Origin of the sequence: Cytobacillus praedii (genome assembly GCF_001439605.1) — a bacterium.
Classification (GTDB): domain Bacteria; phylum Bacillota; class Bacilli; order Bacillales; family Cytobacillaceae; genus Cytobacillus; species Cytobacillus praedii.
This window is the reverse complement of the sequence record NZ_LMBX01000002.1, coordinates 264,214-286,372: the sequence shown is the minus strand read 5'-3', so window position 1 is coordinate 286,372 and position 22,159 is coordinate 264,214. Positions and strand designations below refer to the sequence as shown.

Genomic DNA, 22,159 nt, shown 5'->3' with positions numbered 1-22,159 from the left:
ATTCCATTAAGGACGTATGCTATATTTAACTTACGGAAATTCGAAAGGATGTTTTAAAGATGGCAAAAAGTATTGTAATTGCAGAAAAGCCTTCAGTTGCACGTGATATTGCCCGTGTGCTGAATTGTAATAAGAAAGGTAATGGATATCTTGAAGGTGATAAATATATCGTTACTTGGGCACTGGGCCATCTGGTCACACTTGCCGATCCAGAGAGCTACGATGTGAAATATAAAACATGGAATTTAGAAGATCTTCCTATGCTTCCGGAGCGTTTAAAATTAACGGTGATTAAGCAGACTGGAAAACAGTTTCAAGCGGTTAAAAGTCAGCTGTCCAGAAAAGATGTCAATGAAATCATCGTGGCTACAGATGCTGGGAGGGAAGGAGAATTGGTTGCACGCTGGATTATAGATAAAGTAAAAGTGAGCAAACCGATGAAGCGTTTGTGGATCTCCTCTGTTACGGATAAGGCAATTAAAGCTGGCTTTGCTAACCTAAAGCCTGGCAAAGCGTATGACAATTTATATGCATCAGCTGTTGCACGTTCTGAGGCTGACTGGTATATCGGTTTAAATGCAACACGCGCCTTAACTACTAGATTCAACGCCCAGCTAAATTGCGGCCGTGTACAAACACCAACTGTAGCGATTATTGCTGCACGCGAGGATGAAATTAGAAACTTTAAGGCAAAAACCTATTATGGCATTGAAGCTCAAACAACTAATAACTTAAAGTTAACCTGGCAAGATGCAAAGGGAAACAGCCGCAGCTTTGATAAAGAGAAAATCGATGGGATTGTGAAGAATTTAGGCAGCAAAAATGCCATTGTGACAAAAATGGAAAAAAAGCCAAAGAAGTCTTATGCTCCAGGTCTTTATGATTTAACAGAGCTCCAGCGTGATGCGAATAAAATCTTTGGCTATTCTGCAAAGGAAACGTTAAATATTATGCAAAAGCTGTATGAACAGCATAAAGTTTTAACCTATCCTCGAACGGATTCACGTTATATTTCTTCAGATATCGTCGGAACGCTTCCTGAACGCTTAAAAGCATGTGGAATCGGAGAATTTCGCTCATTAGCTAATAAGATTTTAACCAAACCGATAAAAGCGTCGAAATCATTTGTTGATGATAGCAAAGTATCCGATCACCATGCCATCATTCCAACAGAAAGCTATGTAAATTTCTCTGCATTTACAGATAAAGAGCGCAAAATTTATGAGCTAGTTGTTAAACGATTTTTAGCCGTATTATTCCCTGCCTTTGAATATGAGCAATTAACCCTTCGTGCGAAAATCGGTGAGGAGTACTTTGCTGCAAGAGGGAAAACAATTTTATCGCTCGGCTGGAAGGAAGTATATGAAAATCGATTTGAAGATGATGAGGCAGCAGATGATTTAAAGGAACAGCTCTTGCCTCGCATCGAAAAAGGCGATGCATTAAATGTAAAATTAATTGCTCAAACATCAGGTCAAACGAAGCCGCCTGCACGTTTTAATGAGGCAACATTACTTTCGGCGATGGAAAATCCAGCAAAATATATGGAAACAGAAGATAAAAAGTTAGCAGAAACATTAAAATCGACCGGTGGATTAGGGACAGTTGCAACACGGGCCGATATTATTGATAAGCTTTTCAATTCATTCCTTATTGAAAAGCGCGGCAAAGATATCCATATTACCTCTAAAGGTAAGCAGTTATTGGATTTAGTGCCTGAAGAGCTAAAATCGCCTAGCTTAACAGCAGAGTGGGAGCAAAAGCTCGAAGCTATCGCTGCAGGCAAGCTGAAAAAGGAAGTCTTTATTGGTGAGATGAAACGATATACGAAAGAGATTGTAGCAGACATTAAAGCGAGCAATAAAAAATACAAGCACGACAACATTTCTACAAAGAGCTGCCCAGATTGTGGAAAACCAATGCTTGAAGTGAATGGGAAAAAGGGCAAGATGCTCGTATGCCAGGATAGGGAATGTGGCCATCGAAAAAATGTCGCACGCGTAACGAATGCACGCTGCCCGCAATGTAAGAAGAAGCTAGAGCTCCGAGGGGAAGGCGAAGGCCAAATTTTCGCATGTAAATGTGGCTATCGTGAAAAACTATCGGCTTTCGAGGCACGCCGTAAAAAGGAATCAAAGGGGAAGGTAGATAAGCGTACTGTACAAAAGTATTTAAAGGAACAAAATAAACAAGAAGAACCAATCAATAATGCATTAGCAGAGGCGTTAAAGGGATTAAAATTTGATTAAGTGGTTCATTTCTCTTTAATGTTGGTACTTTTCTAAAAGAGAGTTGTTTGAATACTGTTTGCTAAAAAGCCTAATCTTTTAAAAACACTTTACTCTGCTAACAATCTAACTTGTTAAAATTTTACAATTATTCATTGACAATAAATCCGCTCTGATCGTAAAATTAATTATATTCGGAAAATTTTCGATTGGAATGATTGCTATGACTTGTCAATTAGTAGCTCGTTCATACAAAAAGGCTGTATTTCAAACGCTTGTTTGAAGTACAGCCTTTTCTTTATCTCACTAATGTATTGAGGAGGAAGGAAATGGTTATTTTATCTGGAAACACATTAACTTTAGAGGAAGTAAAAAAGGTTTTATTCAATAATGAACAGGTTTCCGCATCTGAGGAAAGCATGGATCAGGTGAGGAAGAGTCATGACGCTGTTAAGAAGATCGTAAATGAGGAAAGAGTAGTTTATGGAATTAATACCGGATTTGGAAAATTTAGCGATGTTCTCATTGATCCGAATGATGTGAACGATCTTCAGCTTAATCTTATTCGTTCTCATGCATGTGGAGTTGGGGAGCCATTTCCTGAGCTTGTGTCACGTGCCATGGTGCTTTTACGGGCTAATGCGTTACTGAAAGGATTTTCAGGGGCACGCCCTATTATTATTGAGCGTCTGATTGAATTAGTTAATAAAGAAATCCATCCAGTGATTCCGCAGCAAGGATCCCTTGGTGCTAGCGGGGATCTTGCACCACTTTCCCATCTAGCACTCGTTCTAGTAGGAGAGGGAGAGGTTTATTATAAGGGGGAAAAGAGAGCATCTAATGAGGTTCTTATGGAAGAAGGAATAGAGCCTCTTACTTTAGAAGCAAAAGAAGGACTAGCATTAATTAATGGTACACAGGCAATGACAGCGATGGGGGTTGTCGGCTATTTGGAAGCAGAGAAGCTTGCCTATCAAAGTGAATTAATTGCTGCGGTAACGATGGAAGGCTTGAACGGCATTATTGATGCATTTGATGAGAAAATTCATCTAGCAAGAGGCTATAAACAGCAAGTAGATACGGCTAGGAGAATACGAGAATATTTATCAGGAAGTGCTTTAATTACTAAACAGGGAGATATTCGTGTTCAGGATGCATACTCCATTCGCTGTATTCCGCAAGTACATGGGGCTTCATGGCAGGCTCTTGATTATGTAAAGGAAAAGCTAGAAATCGAAATAAATGCTGCAACCGATAATCCGTTAATTTTTGATGATGGGAATCATGTCATTTCAGGCGGAAACTTCCATGGACAGCCAATTGCTTTTGCTATGGATTTTATGAAGATAGCTGTTGCGGAGCTTGCAAATATTTCGGAGCGTAGAATTGAGCGTTTAGTTAATCCGCAGTTAAGTGACTTGCCGCCATTCTTAAGCCCAGAACCTGGTCTTCAATCAGGTGCAATGATTCTTCAATATGCTGCCGCTGCACTTGTATCTGAAAATAAAACATTGGCCCATCCGGCAAGTGTGGATTCAATTCCGTCCTCGGCAAATCAAGAGGATCATGTGAGCATGGGTACAATTGGTTCAAGACATGCGTATCAAATTGTGCAGAATGTAAATAATGTCCTTGCGATTGAGCTAATTTGTGCACTTCAGGCAGTAGAATACAGAGGAATTGAGAAAATGGCAGATAAAACAAAGCAGTTTTATGAAGCGGCACGTAAGATTATTCCTTCCATAACTAAGGATCGTGTCTTTTCTAAGGATATTGCAGCATGCTCCGCATGGCTTAAGAATGGAAACGTAGACATATTATAAAATGAAATGAAAGAGGGTCTAAATGAATTAGACCCTCTTTTTTCCTGCTATTATCTATCTTCATCTTCCTCTAAACGATTTTTGAAGGCTTCCTGCACAACAAGAAATTCTTCATCCTCCTGTGCTTCTGTTGCTGCACGTTTTTGTGTTTCGGTAATGTCTGGGAAATTACCTGGATGATTTTTCTTTTTGTGATTAAAATGTTCACCGCGAGCGATAATAAACACCCCTTTCCTATCTCTTCAAGTATCTTCCCCTTATTCATAAAAACCTATGTAGATTAAATTTAAGAGGCTTTCTTTTAAAAGGAGTGCTAGGTGAATGCTTATTTTTAAGGAATATGTCATTTCTTGGCATGTTTGTCCATTCGATTATTTATTGATTACATATTCTATAGTAATTGAGATGGAAGGAGGGGGAAATTTATGTGTAGTAATTGGGATAACGATAATAACAGACATCATAACAACAATAGACGAGTAATAAATGCTGATCAAGTTATTATTCGAGCAAACAGAGTGTTCGTTATGGGCGCGGAAGATGAAAATAGACACAACCATCATTGCAGAAGAGGAAATGTTGCTGGTGCAGAAGACCATAATAGACATCGCTGCAGAAGAAGATGCTGCTGGTTCTAATGAATGAAAGGCGGAAGCAGGGATGAACGATCCCTGCTTTCTACTATATTGACCTCTTCATTAAATACATAAAAAAATGAAAATAAATTAAAAATGTTAATTTCACCTAAAGCTTATAAGAATTTTGTCGAAATAAGAAATAAGAAATCATTTAATATTATCCTGAATTAAGTAAGGCAATATTGTGCGGAAAAATCATTCATAGATTAATAGAGATAGGTGAGGATATATGGATAAAACATCGTTAATTGGGTTAATACTAGGATTCGTTGCAGTTGGGGTTGGGATGGTTTTAAAAGGGGTAGATTTGGTTGCATTAGCAAACCCGGCAGCAATCTTGATCATCCTTGCAGGTACAGCAGCAACTGTAATTATTGCGTTCCCGACTAGTGAAATCAAGCGGGTTCCCAAGTTATTCGGAGTCATTTTTAAGGAAAGAAAGCAAATGGATCCGATTGATCTAATCAAAATGATTTCTGAGTGGGCGCAATTAGCTAGAAAAGAAGGACTGCTTGCTCTTGAAGCTAAAACGAGCGAAATAGATGATCCCTTTTTAAAGAATGGTTTGTCACTTGCGGTTGATGGACAGAGTGCTGATTACATACGTGACGTTTTAAGTGAAGAAATTGAAGCGATGGAAGAAAGACATTCTGCTGGTGCGCTAATTTTCACACAAGCTGGAACATATGCTCCAACACTGGGAGTTTTAGGTGCAGTAGTAGGATTGATTGCAGCATTAAAAGACATGAGTGATACAGATGCTTTAGGACATGCAATCAGTGCTGCCTTCGTTGCAACGCTACTAGGAATATTCACTGGATATGTACTTTGGCATCCGTTCGCTAATAAGCTAAAACGTAAATCAAAACAAGAAGTGAAGCTTAAATCAATGATGATTGAAGGTGTATTATCTGTCTTAGAAGGTGAAGCACCAAGAGTGATTGAGCAAAAATTAGCTTCTTATTTACCTGTTGGTGATAGAAAGAAATTTCTTGAAGAAAGCAGTGTGAAAAAGGATGAGTAAACGAAAAAAGAAAAAGGGTCATGACGAAGGACATGTGGATGAATCTTGGCTTCTTCCCTATTCTGATTTGCTCACTTTATTGCTAGCCTTATTTATTGTTCTATTTGCTTCCAGTTCTATTGATGCTGTGAAGTTTCAAGCGATTTCAAAAGCGTTCAGCAGTGCACTTACAGGGGGGACGGGGATGATGGAGTTCCCAAGTCCGCTGCCTGAAGGACAAATGCAGGCTGATGAAGAGACAGAGGATACAGAAGCAGACGATCCGAATGGATTGAAGATTGATAAGAAGTTACTTCAAAAGGTTGATCAGAAGGAATTGGAAGCTATCCAAGTGAAAGTTAATAAATTTATTGAGGACAATCAGTTAACAGGGAAACTGCAAACATCATTAACTGGTGAGGGATTAATGGTTTCCATTAGAGATAATGTATTATTTGCACCAGGAAGTGCAGATGTAAGACCAGAGGATTTAAAGATAGCAAACGAAATTGCTGAACTCCTTGTTATGGATCCGCCAAGAAATATTATTATTAGCGGGCATACAGATAATGTCCCAATTGGAAATGCTCCATTTGATTCAAACTGGGAACTAAGTGTTATGCGGGCAATTAACTTTATGAAGATTATTTTAAAGAATCATGAGCTCGATCCTAGAATGTTCAGTGCTAAAGGTTTTGGAGAGTTCCAGCCTGTGGCTTCAAATGATACTGTTGAAGGAAAAGCTAAAAATAGAAGAGTTGAAATTTTAATCTTACCAAGAACAGAAGCTAAACCTGAATAGGTTTAGCTTTTTTTGTAATTGTATATACATTGTCCTGAAAAAACTGCTGAACTCCTTTGGAAAGAGAATCATATCCTTTTTTACAAAAAAAGAGCCCTTAAATGGGCTCTTTTTCTACAATGAAATATCAGCTTCCGTATGCAGCATATTCTGGTTATTTGATTTTTTGCCGTGAAGAAGATAATACGCAAGAAAGGCAAGAAGGACCACCCCTGCAAGAACTAAATACAGGGTGGACAGATTCGTATATACGGCGATCACACCTAGTGCATAGGAACCGATTCCAATCCCTGAATCGAAAAATGTAAAGAATGTAGATGTAGCTAATCCCCTCTTGGAAGGGGCTGAATTGTTAATGGCAACAGTTTGTAAACTTGGTGATAGACTTCCATAGCCCAGTCCGATAATAGCTGCTGAAAATAGGAATAGGAAGGTGCTATTTGCCTGACTTAACATGATCATTCCGATAGCAAACAAAATAATAGAAGGATACACGATTTTATTTTCCCCATAGAGATCAAACCATCTTCCTGTAAATGGTCTAGATATCACAATGGCAACTGCATAAACAACAAAGAAAAAGCTGGCTGCTTTAAATAAACCTAATTCTTTTGCGTAAACGGAAATAAATGAAAGGATTCCTGAATAAGCAAGTGCTAATATTCCCCCTACAATGGATACTGAAATAGCATTCTTCTCGAAAAAGCTGCCAATCGAAAATGTGGAATGTCCTGTTTCTTCAGGGATTGATGCCTCTGGAATACGAACAATAAGAGATAATAGGAGTGCAAAGAAAGCTAAAACAGTGCACAAAATAAAGAGAAGTTTAAAGCTTGTTATTTGGATAATCGTTAGTCCTGCAAAGGGACCAATTACCATGGCTAAATTCATAAATAAAGCATAATAGCCGAGTCCTTCCCCTTTTCTTTCATTCGGAACAATATCAGCTATTATTGCCCCAGTTGCGGTTGTTGCCATTCCAAAACCGATCCCATGTAAGAACCTGAGTCCAAGCAGCAGAGGAATAGAATCTGTCCATGCATATAAAAAACTGGCGAAGGAAAATATGATTACGGAAGAAAGCAGGATTTTTTTTCTTCCAATTGTATCAATCCATTTTCCAGTAAATGGACGGCATAGAACGGCAGCAATTAAAAATACCGCAACAATTAATCCTACCTGGGTTTCATTTCCATGCAACTCGTCTAATACATAAATTGGCAATGTCGTAAGCAAAATATAAAATACAAGAAATAAAAATAAACTTATAAAGGATATTCCCAGAAAATCCTTTGTCCATAATGGCTGTTTCTTCATGATGACCTCCGTTAAATCGTAAGTATGTTAACTAGATGTTTTTTGAGTGTGAATGTTAGCTTGAAGTCTGGAGTTTGACGAAGACAAAGAAGCAATCGGCAGGGCACCGATTGCATAGATCATACTAGAGCTAAGCATATTCAAAACAGTTTGTATTCAAAGGTTTCTATTCATTTTTTCAATGATATCCATTGTTGTGGTAATTTCTTCGTCACTAACATTTGTTAATATATTTTTCTCACATGACCGAACCGCTTCAAGCCAAACTTCATATTTTTGAATGGAAGCGTCAGTCAGAATGATCTTTTTTTCCCGTTTATCCGTGCCGGTTATTTTTGAAATCCAGCCTGCCAACTCTAATCTTGCTAAAGTACGAGTCATTGTTGGTGCTTCCACTCCTAAATAAAGAGATAGTTCCTTTTGTGATGCGGGTCCTCTTGTTTTTAGAAGATAGATAATGGTCCATTGAGCGGAATATAAGCCTAGAGGGACGAGAGCCTCATTTAATGACTTGGAAAAATGACGAGTGAATTGGTTTATCGAATGAAAGAATTTACTTTGATTTTCGCTCATAAAATCACCTAGTTTAAATTAGTTACCTAGCTAAGTATATTCTTCTCCATTAAATTTGTCTAGTTTTTTTATGGAAAACGCTGTGATGTTTGAAGAAATAAAAACATTGCTTATTAACAAAACATATGTTTATAATATAGACATAAGTTTAAAAATGATAGGGCTGAGCTACGATGAATGAAAAAGAATCACTAATACTGCAGCTTATTAAAGCGAACCCATTTATCTCACAAATTGAAATAGCTGAGAAAACACAGCTTTCAAGATCTGCTGTTGCAGGATATATTTCCTCTTTAACAAAAGAAGGAAAACTGCTTGGCAGAGCCTATGTTCTTCCAAAGAGAAAAGATATTGTCTCTATTGGGGGATCGAATATCGATAGAAAAATCCAAACGCTGAGTAACCTTCAGTTAGGAACATCTAATCCTGCTGAAAGCTCCCAATCTTGTGGCGGGGTAGCAAGAAATATTGCCGAGAACCTAGGAAGACTTGGCTGTGATGTGGCACTTATGACAATTGTCGGAGAGGATCATGAGGGTGAATGGCTGCTTGAATATACGAAGTCATTTGTTGATATCAGCCCTTCTCAAGTATCACCGAATGCGGCGACTGGCACATATACAGCTATATTGGATAATGAAGGAGAAATGGCTGTTGCCTTAGCGGATATGGCAATTTATGACTCCATCGATACAGATTTTATTGAAAAAAGATGGGGATACATTGCATCATCAGCAATGGTTGTCATGGATACGAATTTTCCAGATAAGGTGCTGAAACAGGTGATTAGCAGATGCGAGGAGGAAAATATTCCACTTTGTATTACACCTGTATCTTCTCCAAAGGTTAAAAAGCTTCCGCCTAATCTTCAAGGCGTCACATGGCTAATTGCAAATAAAGATGAGGCTGAGGCTTTGTCCGATATGAAGATAAAAGATGAGGGAGATTTTTTCAAGTCTGCAGAGAAAATCATGGAAAAAGGGGTAGAAAAGGTCGTTATTACTCGCGGTGACAAAGGCTTAATCTATTTTACTAAAAAGGGTGAAGCGGGTGTTGTGCTTCCGCCAAAGGTTAGTGTAGTAGACGTTACTGGTGCAGGAGATTCACTCGTTGCGGGCATAATGTTCGCTCATTTAAAAGGGTTAAACACAGAAGATGCTTGTAAGATTGGGGTCGCATGTTCCATCTTGACTCTCGAGTCACATGAAACAGTAAATCCCACATTAAATCATATTCGTCTGCAAGAAACATTTAAAAAATTCTTTAAATAAGGGAGATAACACATCATGATGGAAAATTATTTAGAATATTCTGCTGAGGTACAAGAAGCTAAGAAAGCAAACAAACCCATAGTAGCATTAGAATCAACCATTATTTCACACGGGATGCCTTATCCGCAAAATGTTGAAACGGCAAAGGAAGTAGAAGAAATTATCCGTAAAAATGGTGCAGTACCAGCAACAATTGCGATTATAAATGGAAAAATAAAAATTGGTCTTTCAGATGAGGATCTTGAGTTTCTAGGAACTAGCAAAGATATCGAAAAAGCAAGCCGCAGAGACCTGCCTTATTTAATCGCCAATAAGAAAAACGGAGCGACAACGGTTGCCTCTACAATGATTTGTGCACAGCTTGCAGGCATTGAGGTTTTCGTTACAGGAGGAATCGGCGGTGTTCACCGTGAAGCGGAAACGACAATGGATATTTCTGCTGACCTACAGGAGCTTGCTCAAACAAATGTAGCGGTTATTTGTGCAGGCGCCAAGTCAATCCTCGATCTTGGACTAACATTAGAATACCTAGAAACACATGGTGTGCCTGTTGTTGGATTTGAAACAGATGCACTTCCTGCTTTCTTTACACGTACAAGTCCTTTCAATGTTAATTACCGTGTGGATACTGCAGAAGAAGCAGCAGCGATGATTCGTACAAAATGGGAATTAGGGTTAAATGGCGGTGTTGTGATTGCTAATCCAATTCCAGAAGCGGATGCGTTGGACGAAGCATTTATTACAAATGTCATAGAATCTGCATTGAGGGAAGCAAAGGAAAACAATATTGAAGGCAAGAAAGTGACGCCATTCCTTTTAAGCAAAGTAAAAGAATTAACAGAAGGAAAGAGCTTGATTGCAAATATCGCTTTAGTGAAGCATAATGCTGAGGTAGGTTCAAGAATAGCTGTGAGTTTGCAGAAATAAAGAATAGGATTATTTTAAAATTAAGGCTAGTCTAATCTTCAAAGCAAAGGTTAGACTAGTCTTTTTATGTTCGATGGTCGGGTTTATTAATTTTAAAATTAAGAATATTCGTTATAATGAAATTTATATTAGAGAAAAATTCTGATTAAATATTGAGAATTTAGAGTTATTCAATGTTTTTAGTCCTTTATAACGAAAATTGTTTTAACATTTGTGATATTTGGATTACAAATATAATATAATTCCGTAAAAAGGGCTAATAAATTGGGGAGGAATTCATGAAAAAATATTAAAAAAGAACATTTTTCTGTTGAAATGTTCTTTATAATGAACTAAAATGAACGTACAACTAAGTGATTATTTTGGTTGAGTTGATCTTTATTAAGAACTTACCGAATCATTCAATTATTTAAGTATATGAATATATTTTTTACTATTTTCGTTCTTTATTGGGAACGAAACGTTCTTTTATATGCTTTTGAGGTGATGTCTCTTTACCGTTATCAATGGAGGCACTCGGCTATATTGTGGGTTGAAATAACCTTAGACGCGAGTCGTCAAAAGTATGGTGTGAGGACGGGTTAGATGCCCACTTTTTTAAAGTTTTTAATTATGAGGTTTTTACTTAAGACCTTATAGATAAGGACTTTAATAATTTGAAAGGAGTATTTGAATGGATTATAGAAATAGATTTTATTTTTTATTTTTATCTGATTCATTTGTTGTACTTATAGCTATTTTCCTGGGTATTTTTTTATCAAATAATTATCTCGAAATCACGACTAAGGAATTATTATTTAGTTCATTTATATTAGTAATCACTCACCACCTTTTTGGATATCTTTACAAGCTTTACAAAAAATCTTGGGAGTATGCGAGCATTGGCGAACTTATTATTATTTTTAAAATTATTACTTTATCAGTCCTAACGACTGGAGTAATCCAGATAATTATATTTCAAGACGCATACATTCGTTTGCTAATGATAACCTGGATGCTTCATATATTATTAATTGGAGGTCCACGTTTTTGTTGGAGGGTAGTAAGGAACAGAAAAACTAAAGAGTTTCATAATAAAAAAAGAACGTTGATAGTTGGTGCAGGATCAGCAGGGATGATGGTAGTTAGGCAGCTTTTACAAAATGTGGATGCTGAATTATTACCCATTGTATTTATTGATGATGATGTTAAAAAACATCAACTAGAAATACTTGGGATACCAGTAATTGGAGGAAGAAGGCAAATTGAAAGAGTTGTTAGGGAATACAATATTGAAAATATTGTTATTGCAATCCCATCTCTTAGGGGAAAAGAATTAAATGAAATTTTCCAATTGTGTGTGGAAACCAAAAGGAAAACACAAACAATACCGATGCTTGAAGATTTAATGACTGGAAAGATTTCTATAAATCAATTTCTTGATGTTCAGGAAGAAGACTTGTTAGGGAGAGAACCTGTTGTATTAGATGTTGATGGGGTATCTGAATTTATCAAGGATAAAGTCGTTTTAATTACAGGAGCTGGAGGGTCAATTGGTTCAGAAATATGTCGGCAAGTTTCATTATTTGATCCAAAAAAACTCATTTTGTTAGGTCATGGTGAAAATAGCATATATTCTATAAAAATGGACTTGGAAGAGGAATATTGTCACAAAAAAATTGAATTTTGTACTGAAATAGCAGATATCCAAGATTACGAAAAAATGATGTTTGTTATGAATAAGTATCGTCCACATATTGTATACCATGCAGCAGCGCATAAACATGTTCCTTTAATGGAATGCAATCCAGAAGAGGCAGTAAAGAATAATGTGATAGGAACTTTGAATGTTGCAAATGCAGCAAGCTGGAATCATATTGAGAATTTTGTGATGGTTTCTACAGATAAAGCTGTTAATCCAACAAGTGTTATGGGTGCTACTAAACGCTTAGCGGAGATACTTATTCAAAATATGAATAGTAAAAGTAACACAAAATTTGTGACCGTCAGATTTGGCAATGTACTTGGAAGTAGAGGGAGTGTCATTCCATTATTTAAAAGGCAAATTCAAAAAGGAGGCCCTGTTACTGTTACCCACCCAGAAATGGTTCGATATTTTATGACCATTCCAGAAGCTTCTCGGCTTGTACTTCAAGCAGGAGCATTGGCTAATGGTGGTGAAATTTTTGTTTTAGATATGGGAGAACCGGTAAAGATAATTGATCTCGCAAAAAACTTAATTCGGCTTTCAGGAAAATCTATTGAAGAAATTGGTATTAAATTTACAGGAGTAAGGCCTGGGGAGAAATTATTTGAAGAGTTATTGAAAGTAGATGAGGTACACGAGGAACAGGTGTATCCAAAAATTCATATTGGAAAATCAATCGGTCAAGATGTTGAATCTATTATGCAGCTATTAGAGGAATTTACACAAATGGATAGTGAAATGTTAAAAACAAGATTGCTTTTTCTCAGCAATACTCACGTTGGTAATAGAAGGCTAGCGGTACTCTAGAAGAAAACTTGGTCCTATTACCGTTTAACCGATTGTTGATAAGCCAGCCATCCAATATATTGTGGAAGGAGCAACAGAATCAGGAACTTAAAAATATATGAAAATGATGTTTTAGTTTATTTTTTTGAAAGGATTGTTGGATTACAAAAGAACTTATTTAGTTCATTTTTGTTAATAAGTGATTACTAATTCTATTTTTTTAGGAGGTGATTATAGTGGCAATCCTCATAACTGGAGGTGCTGGCTACATAGGAAGTCACACATGTGTCGAACTAATTCAGGCGGGTTATGACATTATAATAGTGGATAATCTTTCAAATAGCAGTAGAGAATCTGTCAAACGAATAGAATTAATTTCAGGAAAAAAAATCCTATTTTACCAGATTAATTTACTCCACCAAACTGACATTGAAATCGTATTTCTAGAAAATAGAATTGAAGCAGTTATTCATTTTGCTGGGGTAAAAGCAGTAGGAAACTCTGTAAAAGAACCTCTTCAATACTACCAAAACAATGTAACAGGAACAATTATTCTATGCGAAGTAATGAAGAAATTTAACGTAAATAAAATGGTTTTTAGTTCATCGGCTACTGTATATGGTATACCTGAATTTTTGCCAATTCGGGAAAACTGTAAAACAAACCCGACCAATCCATATGGCCGTACAAAATTAATGATAGAAGAAATGTTAAGAGATTTATATATATCAAATAACGAATGGAGTATAACTATTCTACGCTACTTTAATCCAATTGGTGCCCATAAAAGCGGGCGCATAGGTGAAGATGCAAATGGAATTCCAAATAATCTCATGCCTTTTATTACAAAGGTTGCGGCAGGAAAGTTACAAACCCTTCAAATTTATGGGGATTGTTATCCGACTATAGATGGCACTGGTGTGAGGGACTATATCCATGTTGTTGATCTCGCCAAAGGCCATTTAAAAGCATTAGAAAAAACACTTAGTACTTCGAGTGTAGAGACATATAACATCGGCACAGGTGAAGGAAATAGTGTATTTGAATTAATTACTGCTTTTGAATCAGCTACTGGAGTTAGAATACCTTACAAAATAACAAATCCAAGACCTGGTGATATAGCGATCAGTTATGCAGATCCATCTAAAGCGAAGCAGGAATTAGGATGGCAGGCAGAAATGGGAATTGAAGAAATGTGTGAGGATGCATGGAGATGGCAATCTAATAATCCTGATGGTTATCTTAGTAATGCAGCAGAATTAATTTCTGGCAAAAAATCCTAGCATAATGAATCGCGAGGATTTTTTTTGTTGAACAGATTCAAAAAGGGTGAATTGAGATTGAAAGTGGGTAAATTCAATCAAGAATACTTCGAGAAAATATGATCAGATGATTATAATCGTGGAAATGCAGAAGACAATTATTAATAGAAATTAAGCAGTACTTGCTGTAAGTCAACGTTAGAAAATGAAATTTAAAATTATCGTAAAAGGAATCCTCCTTTATACAGATGAGTTGGGTGTGAAGAGATGAAGAGATTAATGGATTTTATGATTGCATTAATAGGATTAATCATTTTGTTTCCCTTTATGTTATTGATAACCATTTTGGTCAAATGGAAACTCGGCTCTCCAATCCTTTATAAACAACAGCGACCTGGCTTGAATGGAGCCCCTTTTTTTCTGTATAAATTCCGGAGCATGAGTAATGAAAAGGATAGTACAGGAAGATTATTGCCCGATCATATACGCTTGACTCCCTTTGGTTCCTTTCTTAGACAATATAGCCTTGATGAACTGCCTCAATTAATTAATGTAATAAAAGGTGACTTAAGCTTAGTTGGACCACGTCCATTATTAATGGAGTATCTTCCATTATATTCAAAGGAACAAGCAAGAAGGCATTTAGTTAGACCAGGCATAACTGGATGGGCCCAGGTAAATGGCAGAAATTCGATAACGTGGGAAGAAAAGTTTGCACTAGATGTTTGGTATGTGAACAATCAATCGCTTTTCCTAGATATAAAAATATTATTGTTAACCATAATAAGGGTACTTCGATCAGATAACGTCCATATCAATGAGCATGATTTTGAAGGAACAATGAGAAAAGAGAGTCATGGGTAATTTATATAATGGGATTGGAGCCATTTGGCTCTTTCTTTATTTTGTTTGAAAAATAAGCTGATTCTAAAATTAGAACTGGAACTTTTATGAAGAAGTATTGAAGTGATTGGATAGTAGACTCCAAAAAGAGTAGAGGTAAATAGATGATCGGAAAAAATATAGCGAGGATTCGAAAAAAGAGAGGATACACACTCTCAGAGTTTGCAGAGCTAGCGAATATATCTAAGTCTTACTTAAGTAATATAGAAAGGGATATTAATAAGAACCCATCACTTGAGGTTATGCAAAAAATGGCAAAGGTATTAAATGTAGATCTAATTACACTATTGAAACCAAGCAAGGACTTTGACAAACATCTTTATATCGAAAAAGAATGGGTGAATTTTTTTAAAGAACTAAAAGAATTAGGAATAGAAAAAGAAGAGATACAGCAATATAAACTGTTAATTGAATTTATTAAATGGAGAAACGAAAGATCCGAATAATTTTCTTCTTGTGACTTTACTATTCAATTTATCAAAGTAAGAACGAAGGTTTAAATGACACATGCTCATGAGATGGGCAAAATTTTGTTTCATTTTAATATACAATCTTATGAGCAGTGTGAATAAAAAGAAACATGGAATTATTGTTGAGGCATCACCTCGTGAAGCCTGATTAAGTTATGCTATTACTGGAAAATGCAATTAGTATATAGCTGGGAGGGCAGGCCTGTCATTTCCCAGATAAAGCAACACTTGAATTAGATACAGTTTTCAAGGGATGTTTGTTTTTTATTTGTAAATGTATTGATTGAAGAACCCATACATCTAAAGTTAAATATTAGAGAGAAAGTAAGCAAAGCTATGTAAGAACAGATTAGTATAAGGAAGTAGAAATGAATGCATTCTAAATTAATAAAATCGATACAGGCAAATTCAAATTCTCTAGGCATCAAAATAAGGCGTGGGATCCCCCTATTTCTATTTTTTTTAGTTTTGGCTTTTTACACTATCTACGACAACAACCGCATCATCAGCATAAAACAAACCATTCAAATTGAAAATCTGCCAAAGGAATTTGAAGGATTCACCATACTTCAAATTTCGGACTTGCATGAAAGGGTATTTGGGGATAAACAAGAAAAGTTATTAAACGCAATTAATTCACATGACTATGATGCAATCGTTTTTACAGGGGACATACTTGATAAACCTTCAAGTACAAATTACGAGCCATTTTATACATTATTAGAAGGTATATCGAATAAGGAGGTTGCCCTTTTTGTACCTGGGAATAGAGATCCCCAAAGTTTTATCCTGGATGAAGGAGCCACATTAGAAAAAGGTGAATTTATCAAAGGAATGGAGGAAAGGGGAGTTAATCTATTAAACTCTGTTCAGAAAGTTGAAAAAGGGAATTCAATGTTATATTTTACATACTTTGAAAACTCTATTTTAAAAGGTCAAATAAAAAGTAGGAAGGGATCGATAAATAAACTGCAAAAAGAGTTAACTACCCTAGATACATTAATTGAATCTGATATTTTAATTGCATTAAATCATTACCCGATTCCGGATGAAAGAATTGATTATCTAAGGAGTAAGAAGGAATATAATTTTAGAAAGTATGATTTAATTATCGCTGGTCATTATCATGGGGGGCAATTTCGGGTTCCGCTAATTGGGGCACTCTTCGTTCCTGAACAGTATTATTTATGGGGGGGCATTTTCCCGCCACGTGATCGTGTCAAGGGATTGTGGGACTATAAGGGAATAAAGCAGTATGTTAGTGCTGGACTTGGCAGCAGTGATGCACTCCATTTTATGAAATTCCGATTTTTAAATCCACCTGAAATTAATGTGCTTACAATACAGGGGAAAAACGATTAGATAAATGAAAATGATTTAATAAATATTATTCTGAATAAACATAAGGGCTAAGTCTATTATTTGCTAAATGCATTAATTGGGTTTGTCCCTTTTCTCTTGCGATGGAGGATTTAGGAACAAAGGCGTTGCCGTAATCGCTCTTCATAAAGCATTTGTGAAATAGGAAAGAATTAAGAGGTAATCAACTAAAGAAGAAAAAGTATTATTTTTGCCTAACTCGTGCTGTATAAAGAACATTTGATTTCTTATAAGAAAATGATAATGAAGTCTCCTTACCATTATTAAGGGAGGGTCTCGGTCATCCTGTGGGTTTTATGAACCTTAGACGCATTGTTATCGAAAGGGTGATGTGAGGGCGGGGTAGATGCCCGCTTTTAAATAAAGCTTTTAACGAGATGGTTTTAATAAAGCCTTTTCGTTAAAAGCTTTATTAATTTATTTGTTCTCAAAATAAAGGAGGAACTTGAATGCCATACCTTCAAAGGCTGCTATTATTATTATCACTTGATTCATTTTTAATAGTTGCAGCAATTATGGGGAGTCAGTTTTTACTTAGTCCGTATACGGCGGAAACAAACGTTATGGCAAGTGCAATCATTTTGCAAATAATATTCTACAAATTTTTCTCTATGAAATATAAACTTTATAAAAAAGTTTGGGAGTATGCAAGCATTGAGGAATTAATAGCTATTTTAAAAGTGGTTACTTTTTCTTTTGGTCTCGTTTTAGTAATTGAGTCGATAATCTTACAAGAATTATTGTTTCGTTCATTTTTTGTGAGTTGGCTTTTGCTATTAAGTTTTGTAGGCGGATCAAGATTTTATTGGAGAATGTCAAGGCATAAACTAATTGGAGGCAAGGAAAGTAGAAAAAAAGTGTTAATAATCGGAGCGGGTTCGGCTGGTATCATGGTTGTCAGACAACTGCAAAACAATAAAGACGCAAGCCTATTCCCTATTGCATTCATTGATGACGACAGAAAGAAACATCATCGTCAAATACTGGGTGTTCCTGTTGTTGGAGATAGAGAATTGATCGAACATACCGTAAAGGAATTAGGGGTTGAGCATATTATCATTGCCATCCCTTCCCTTGATAAAAAAGATCTGAACACGATTTTTCAAGAATGTATGAAAACAAATGTGAAGACGCAAATTTTGCCTTTGCTAGAGGATTTAGTGACAGGGAAATTATCTGTAAATCAATTTCGTGATGTACAAGTGGAAGATTTGTTAGGAAGAGAAGAGGTTGAGATAGATATAGAGAGCATCTCCGGCTACATAACGAATAAAGTTGTTCTTGTGACTGGTGCAGGGGGGTCAATTGGATCTGAAATTTGCCGTCAGATAGTTCAATTCAACCCTGGAAAAATTATTTTATTAGGTCATGGTGAAAACAGCATATATTCAATAGAAATGGAACTTAGAAAGCTTTGTGAAAAAAGTGCTATTCAAATTGCGACCGTTATAGCCGACATTCAAGATGAACGGAAAATGAATAGAGTGATGGGCCAGCATTCACCGGATGTTGTCTATCATGCAGCTGCACATAAGCATGTACCTCTAATGGAACAAAACCCAGAAGAGTCGGTAAAGAATAATATGATTGGAACATTGAATGTTGCAATGGCAGCGAGTATTCATCATGTTTCCACCTTTGTGATGGTTTCATCAGATAAGGCAGTCAATCCGACAAGTGTGATGGGAGCAACAAAGAGATTAGCCGAAATGATTATTCAGGATATGAACCAAAAAAGCCAGACTAAATTTCTCACTGTCCGCTTTGGAAATGTATTAGGAAGCAGAGGCAGTGTCATACCATTATTTAAAAAACAAATCAAAGAAGGCGGACCAGTAACAGTGACTCATCCAGATATGGTTCGCTATTTTATGACCATCCCAGAGGCATCGAGACTTGTTATTCAAGCGGGGAGGCTTGCTAATGGAGGAGAGACCTTTGTGTTAGATATGGGTTCTCCGATTAAAATTGTCGATTTAGCTAAGAGTCTTATAATCCAATCGGGAAAATCAATTGGAGATATTGGGATTGTTTTTTCGGGTATGAGGCATGGAGAAAAGCTATATGAAGAATTATTTTATAAGGATGAAATCCACGAACAGCAAGTGTATCCGAAAATTTACACTGGGAAATTGTCAGCCAATGCATTCATGCCTGATATTGAAGAATTGCTTTTAACTTTCTCGACTATGCATAAAGATCAGCTAAGAGAGGCTTTACTGAGATTAGCGAATAAAGAAGTTGTGGAAGAAAAGATTTTGTCAGTGACCCATTAATAGATGAGGAGTAAAAAAGTGTTCCGCGCAGAAAGGGTCTTTCATTGGAATATCAATTTGCTGCCTGATGAATACACTTAACACCATTTGGGTTTTCCGTCAGAAAGTTCAGCCTCAGATAAGGATACTCGGAATTTCATTAAATGAGCCTAGGAGTTGATTAGATTGATAAAAACAATACAAAAAAACAGGATTGCACTTTCTGTTCCGCATATGAGCGGGAATGAAATGAAATATATTCAGGAAGCTTTCAATTCCAATTGGATTGCCCCTCTTGGATCCAATGTTGATGCTTTTGAAAAAGAGATGGCGGACTATGTAGGAGCTAATGGAGCTGTCGCAGTGAACTCGGGAACTGCGGCGATCCATTTAGCTCTTATTTTATTGAATGTAAAAAAGGGAGACACTGTATTCTGCTCAAGTCTGACATTTGTTGCATCAGCAAACCCTATTTTATATGAGGGAGCAGAACCGGTATTTATTGATTCAGAGCCAGAAACATGGAATATGTCACCAAATGCGTTGGAAAGAGCATTTCAGGAAGCGTGCGAAAACAACCAGCTTCCAAAAGCAGTCATTATCGTAAACCTTTTTGGGCAATCAGCAAAAATGGATGAACTGGCTTTGATTTGTAAGAGGTACGGCGTCCCAATCATTGAAGATTCAGCGGAGTCATTAGGGTCTGCTTATAAAGGAAAAGCAAGTGGCACCTTTGGGGAATTTGGTATCTTCTCCTTCAACGGAAATAAAATTATTACGACATCCGGCGGTGGAATGCTTGTCTCTGATAATGTAGAGGCGTTAGAGAAGGCACGCTTTCTAATAACACAAGCTAAAGACAAAGCTCCATATTATCAGCATAGTGAGAGAGGGTATAATTACCGATTAAGTAATATATCAGCAGGGATTGGCCGTGCACAGCTTGAGGTATTGAATAGCCGAATAGCGGCAAGAAGAAATGTTTATCAACTATACGAACAGGAACTAGGGAACGTGCCGGGTATTACCTTTATGCCCGAATTGGAGAATACATTCTCAAATAGGTGGTTAACAGCCTTGATGATTGATGAAAGGGTTAGAGGAGTGACAGTACGGGAGTTGATTACGGCTTTAGAAGAAGAAAATATTGAAGCACGTCATGTATGGAAACCAATGCATATGCAGCCGCTTTTCGAGGGTTGCAAATATTACAAGCATAACGAGAATGACAACATTTCTGAACAGCTCTTTCGATCAGGAATCTGTTTGCCTTCAAGCTCTAGTTTAACGGTAGAAGAGCAGATGAGAGTCGTTGAATGTATAGGAAATAAACGTAAAATTTTCATGCGGTGAATGAAATTTTTGTGCAAATAAATGGAGGTAGTTATGGAAGAAACCGTTAGTATAAAAGACATTATGAAAATTATGTTGAAGCGATGGAAGCTAATTATATTAATTACGTTACTTTTTACTTCAATAACGGGTGTTATTTCATTCTATTTCATAACACCCATTTACAATGCATCTACACAACTACTTGTAAACCAAAGGAATTCCGAAAACCAACTTGATTTCACTCGTTTGCAGAGTAATGTTGAGTTAATTAATACGTATCGTTTAATCATTAAAAGCCCAATCATTCTTGATAAAGTCATTGAAGAATTAAAGCTTGAGCAGAGTGAAGGAGAGCTATATGAAAGTATTAATGTTAAAAGTTTTGAGGGATCTCAAATCATCCTAATTGAAGTAGAGAATAGTAGTCCTGATAGGGCAGTGGAAATTGCAAATTCAATTGCGAGCAATTTTCAACAAGAAATAAAAAACATTATGAGTGTAGATAATGTCAGTATTTTAACTAAGGCTAAATCGAAGGAAGAACCTTTACCTATTAAACCAAAGCCAATTGTAAATATCGCTATTGGAATAGTAATAGGAATAATGGTAGGTATTGGGTTATCTTGTTTATTTGAATTCTTAGATAAAACGATAAAAACCAGTGATGATATTGATATACATCTTGGAATACCAGTGCTTGGTATAATTCCAAAAATGCCACGTGGGACGGGCAAAGGAAAGGCGTCAAAAAAAAATATTGTGCTCCAAAGAGCAAAGGAGGATTCAGTTGAAATTTAGCAAAGGAAAAAAGAGGAAAAAACTGATACATCTGATTGCGCATATGAATCCAATGCTCCCAATTACTGAACAATACCGGCAAATAAGAACGAGTATTCAATTTTCCTCAGTCGATAAGACAATAAAATCTATTGTGCTTGCTTCAGCACAATCAGGTGAAGGGAAATCTACTACAGCTTCTAATTTGGCCATTGTATTAGCACAACAAGGGAATCAAGTATTACTAGTTGATGCAGATTTAAGAAAACCCTCTATTCATTATGCGTTCAGGGTAAGTAATATAGAAGGATTAACTAATGTTTTAACAAAGGAAGTAGAGTTGGACAGGGCAATAAAACAAACGGCTATTCATAATTTATCTCTGTTAACAAGTGGGTCAAAGCCACCAAATCCATCAGAAATATTAAGCTCAAATTCTATGGAAATATTAATGGGCAAGTTAAAGGAAATGTTTGATTTTGTTATCTATGATACACCACCAGTATTAGCAGTTACAGACTCTCAAGTTCTAGCTAATAAATGTGATGGTGTAATTTTGGTAGTAGCAAGCGGGAAAACTACTAAGGAACTAGCACTTAAATCTTTAGAGGTATTGAAACAAGCAAGAGCCCATATATTGGGTGCTGTTGTGAATGGAATTGAACTTTCAAAAAAAGAATATTACCGTGAATATAAATGATGAACAGCAACGATATTAATCT

19 protein-coding genes are annotated in these 22,159 nt (G+C 36.4%); 16 read left to right on the top strand and 3 right to left on the bottom strand.

Annotation, left to right across the window (positions count from 1 at the left end):
- The first annotated feature begins 59 nt into the window (after positions 1-59).
- Positions 60-2,249: a DNA topoisomerase III gene (locus tag ASU02_RS03250; RefSeq protein WP_057760942.1), complete on the top strand. Its 2,190-nt coding sequence runs from the start codon at positions 60-62 to the stop codon at positions 2,247-2,249.
- A 308-nt stretch (positions 2,250-2,557) separates the two neighbouring features.
- Positions 2,558-4,051, top strand: coding sequence for a histidine ammonia-lyase (gene hutH / locus ASU02_RS03245; RefSeq protein WP_057760940.1), 1,494 nt, complete (start codon positions 2,558-2,560; stop codon positions 4,049-4,051).
- 50 nt (positions 4,052-4,101) lie between these two features.
- On the opposite strand, the gene ASU02_RS26305 is transcribed toward hutH, so the two are convergent.
- Positions 4,102-4,278, bottom strand: coding sequence for a hypothetical protein (locus tag ASU02_RS26305; RefSeq protein ID WP_157684477.1), 177 nt, complete (start codon positions 4,276-4,278; stop codon positions 4,102-4,104).
- A 198-nt stretch (positions 4,279-4,476) separates the two neighbouring features.
- Here ASU02_RS26305 and ASU02_RS26300 point away from each other — a divergent pair, with 198 nt between their 5' ends.
- From ASU02_RS26300 to motB, 3 genes are all read left to right on the top strand, one after another.
- The gene (locus ASU02_RS26300) at positions 4,477-4,689 is read left to right on the top strand and encodes a hypothetical protein (protein WP_131236061.1); all 213 of its coding nucleotides are present in this window, start codon (positions 4,477-4,479) and stop codon (positions 4,687-4,689) included.
- 229 nt (positions 4,690-4,918) lie between these two features.
- Entirely contained in the window at positions 4,919-5,713 is a 795-nt protein-coding gene (gene motA / locus ASU02_RS03240) for a flagellar motor stator protein MotA (protein ID WP_057760938.1), read from the top strand.
- Positions 5,706-6,494, top strand: coding sequence for a flagellar motor protein MotB (gene motB, locus ASU02_RS03235; RefSeq protein ID WP_057760936.1), 789 nt, complete (start codon positions 5,706-5,708; stop codon positions 6,492-6,494). Before motA ends, motB begins: the two co-directional genes overlap by 8 nt.
- Positions 6,495-6,608: 114 nt before the next feature.
- Here motB and ASU02_RS03230 read toward each other — a convergent pair whose 3' ends face one another.
- Positions 6,609-7,811 carry an MFS transporter gene (locus ASU02_RS03230; protein ID WP_057760934.1) on the bottom strand — a complete coding sequence of 401 codons (1,203 nt, stop codon included), beginning with the start codon at positions 7,809-7,811 and terminating at the stop codon, positions 6,609-6,611.
- A 156-nt stretch (positions 7,812-7,967) separates the two neighbouring features.
- Entirely contained in the window at positions 7,968-8,384 is a 417-nt protein-coding gene (locus tag ASU02_RS03225; RefSeq protein ID WP_057760932.1) for a MarR family winged helix-turn-helix transcriptional regulator, read from the bottom strand.
- A 173-nt stretch (positions 8,385-8,557) separates the two neighbouring features.
- Between ASU02_RS03225 and ASU02_RS03220 the strand changes: the two genes are divergently transcribed.
- From ASU02_RS03220 to ASU02_RS03170, 11 genes are all read left to right on the top strand, one after another.
- Entirely contained in the window at positions 8,558-9,655 is a 1,098-nt protein-coding gene (locus ASU02_RS03220) for a carbohydrate kinase (protein ID WP_057760930.1), read from the top strand.
- 15 nt (positions 9,656-9,670) lie between these two features.
- The gene (locus ASU02_RS03215) at positions 9,671-10,582 is read left to right on the top strand and encodes a pseudouridine-5'-phosphate glycosidase (RefSeq protein WP_057760928.1); all 912 of its coding nucleotides are present in this window, start codon (positions 9,671-9,673) and stop codon (positions 10,580-10,582) included.
- 673 nt (positions 10,583-11,255) lie between these two features.
- Complete coding sequence (locus ASU02_RS03210; protein ID WP_057760925.1) at positions 11,256-13,076, top strand: polysaccharide biosynthesis protein; 1,821 nt, start codon at positions 11,256-11,258, stop codon at positions 13,074-13,076.
- Between the two features lie 215 nt (positions 13,077-13,291).
- Complete coding sequence (gene galE / locus ASU02_RS03205) at positions 13,292-14,338, top strand: UDP-glucose 4-epimerase GalE (protein WP_057760923.1); 1,047 nt, start codon at positions 13,292-13,294, stop codon at positions 14,336-14,338.
- Positions 14,339-14,584: 246 nt separating this feature from the next.
- Positions 14,585-15,181 (top strand): sugar transferase, encoded by a 597-nt coding sequence (locus ASU02_RS03200; protein ID WP_057760922.1) that lies wholly within the window; start codon positions 14,585-14,587, stop codon positions 15,179-15,181.
- A gap of 143 nt (positions 15,182-15,324) precedes the next feature.
- On the top strand, positions 15,325-15,666 hold the full coding sequence (locus tag ASU02_RS03195) for a helix-turn-helix domain-containing protein (protein ID WP_057760915.1): 342 nt from the start codon (positions 15,325-15,327) through the stop codon (positions 15,664-15,666).
- A gap of 396 nt (positions 15,667-16,062) precedes the next feature.
- The gene (locus ASU02_RS03190) at positions 16,063-17,052 is read left to right on the top strand and encodes a metallophosphoesterase (RefSeq protein WP_057760913.1); all 990 of its coding nucleotides are present in this window, start codon (positions 16,063-16,065) and stop codon (positions 17,050-17,052) included.
- A gap of 467 nt (positions 17,053-17,519) precedes the next feature.
- Positions 17,520-19,346, top strand: a complete 1,827-nt coding sequence (locus ASU02_RS03185) for a polysaccharide biosynthesis protein (protein WP_057760911.1) — start codon at positions 17,520-17,522, stop codon at positions 19,344-19,346.
- A 165-nt stretch (positions 19,347-19,511) separates the two neighbouring features.
- A complete protein-coding gene (locus ASU02_RS03180; RefSeq protein WP_057760909.1) occupies positions 19,512-20,678 on the top strand; it encodes an aminotransferase class I/II-fold pyridoxal phosphate-dependent enzyme in 1,167 nt (388 codons plus the stop codon).
- A 33-nt stretch (positions 20,679-20,711) separates the two neighbouring features.
- A complete protein-coding gene (locus ASU02_RS03175; protein ID WP_057760907.1) occupies positions 20,712-21,458 on the top strand; it encodes a YveK family protein in 747 nt (248 codons plus the stop codon).
- Positions 21,448-22,137 (top strand): CpsD/CapB family tyrosine-protein kinase, encoded by a 690-nt coding sequence (locus ASU02_RS03170; RefSeq protein ID WP_232426140.1) that lies wholly within the window; start codon positions 21,448-21,450, stop codon positions 22,135-22,137. Before ASU02_RS03175 ends, ASU02_RS03170 begins: the two co-directional genes overlap by 11 nt.
- Positions 22,138-22,159: the final 22 nt, after the last annotated feature.

Bases quoted from the DNA above. Each gene is read 5' to 3' on its own strand.
- ASU02_RS03250 (WP_057760942.1), top strand. From the start codon at position 60: ATGGCAAAAAGTATTGTAATTGCAGAAAAGCCTTCAGTTGCACGTGAT.
- hutH (WP_057760940.1), top strand. From the start codon at position 2,558: ATGGTTATTTTATCTGGAAACACATTAACTTTAGAGGAAGTAAAAAAG.
- ASU02_RS26300 (WP_131236061.1), top strand. From the start codon at position 4,477: ATGTGTAGTAATTGGGATAACGATAATAACAGACATCATAACAACAAT.
- motA (WP_057760938.1), top strand. From the start codon at position 4,919: ATGGATAAAACATCGTTAATTGGGTTAATACTAGGATTCGTTGCAGTT.
- motB (WP_057760936.1), top strand. From the start codon at position 5,706: ATGAGTAAACGAAAAAAGAAAAAGGGTCATGACGAAGGACATGTGGAT.
- ASU02_RS03230 (WP_057760934.1), bottom strand. From the start codon at position 7,811: ATGAAGAAACAGCCATTATGGACAAAGGATTTTCTGGGAATATCCTTT.
- ASU02_RS03225 (WP_057760932.1), bottom strand. From the start codon at position 8,384: ATGAGCGAAAATCAAAGTAAATTCTTTCATTCGATAAACCAATTCACT.
- ASU02_RS03220 (WP_057760930.1), top strand. From the start codon at position 8,558: ATGAATGAAAAAGAATCACTAATACTGCAGCTTATTAAAGCGAACCCA.
- ASU02_RS03215 (WP_057760928.1), top strand. From the start codon at position 9,671: ATGATGGAAAATTATTTAGAATATTCTGCTGAGGTACAAGAAGCTAAG.
- ASU02_RS03210 (WP_057760925.1), top strand. From the start codon at position 11,256: ATGGATTATAGAAATAGATTTTATTTTTTATTTTTATCTGATTCATTT.
- ASU02_RS03200 (WP_057760922.1), top strand. From the start codon at position 14,585: ATGAAGAGATTAATGGATTTTATGATTGCATTAATAGGATTAATCATT.
- ASU02_RS03195 (WP_057760915.1), top strand. From the start codon at position 15,325: ATGATCGGAAAAAATATAGCGAGGATTCGAAAAAAGAGAGGATACACA.
- ASU02_RS03190 (WP_057760913.1), top strand. From the start codon at position 16,063: ATGCATTCTAAATTAATAAAATCGATACAGGCAAATTCAAATTCTCTA.
- ASU02_RS03185 (WP_057760911.1), top strand. From the start codon at position 17,520: ATGCCATACCTTCAAAGGCTGCTATTATTATTATCACTTGATTCATTT.
- ASU02_RS03175 (WP_057760907.1), top strand. From the start codon at position 20,712: ATGGAAGAAACCGTTAGTATAAAAGACATTATGAAAATTATGTTGAAG.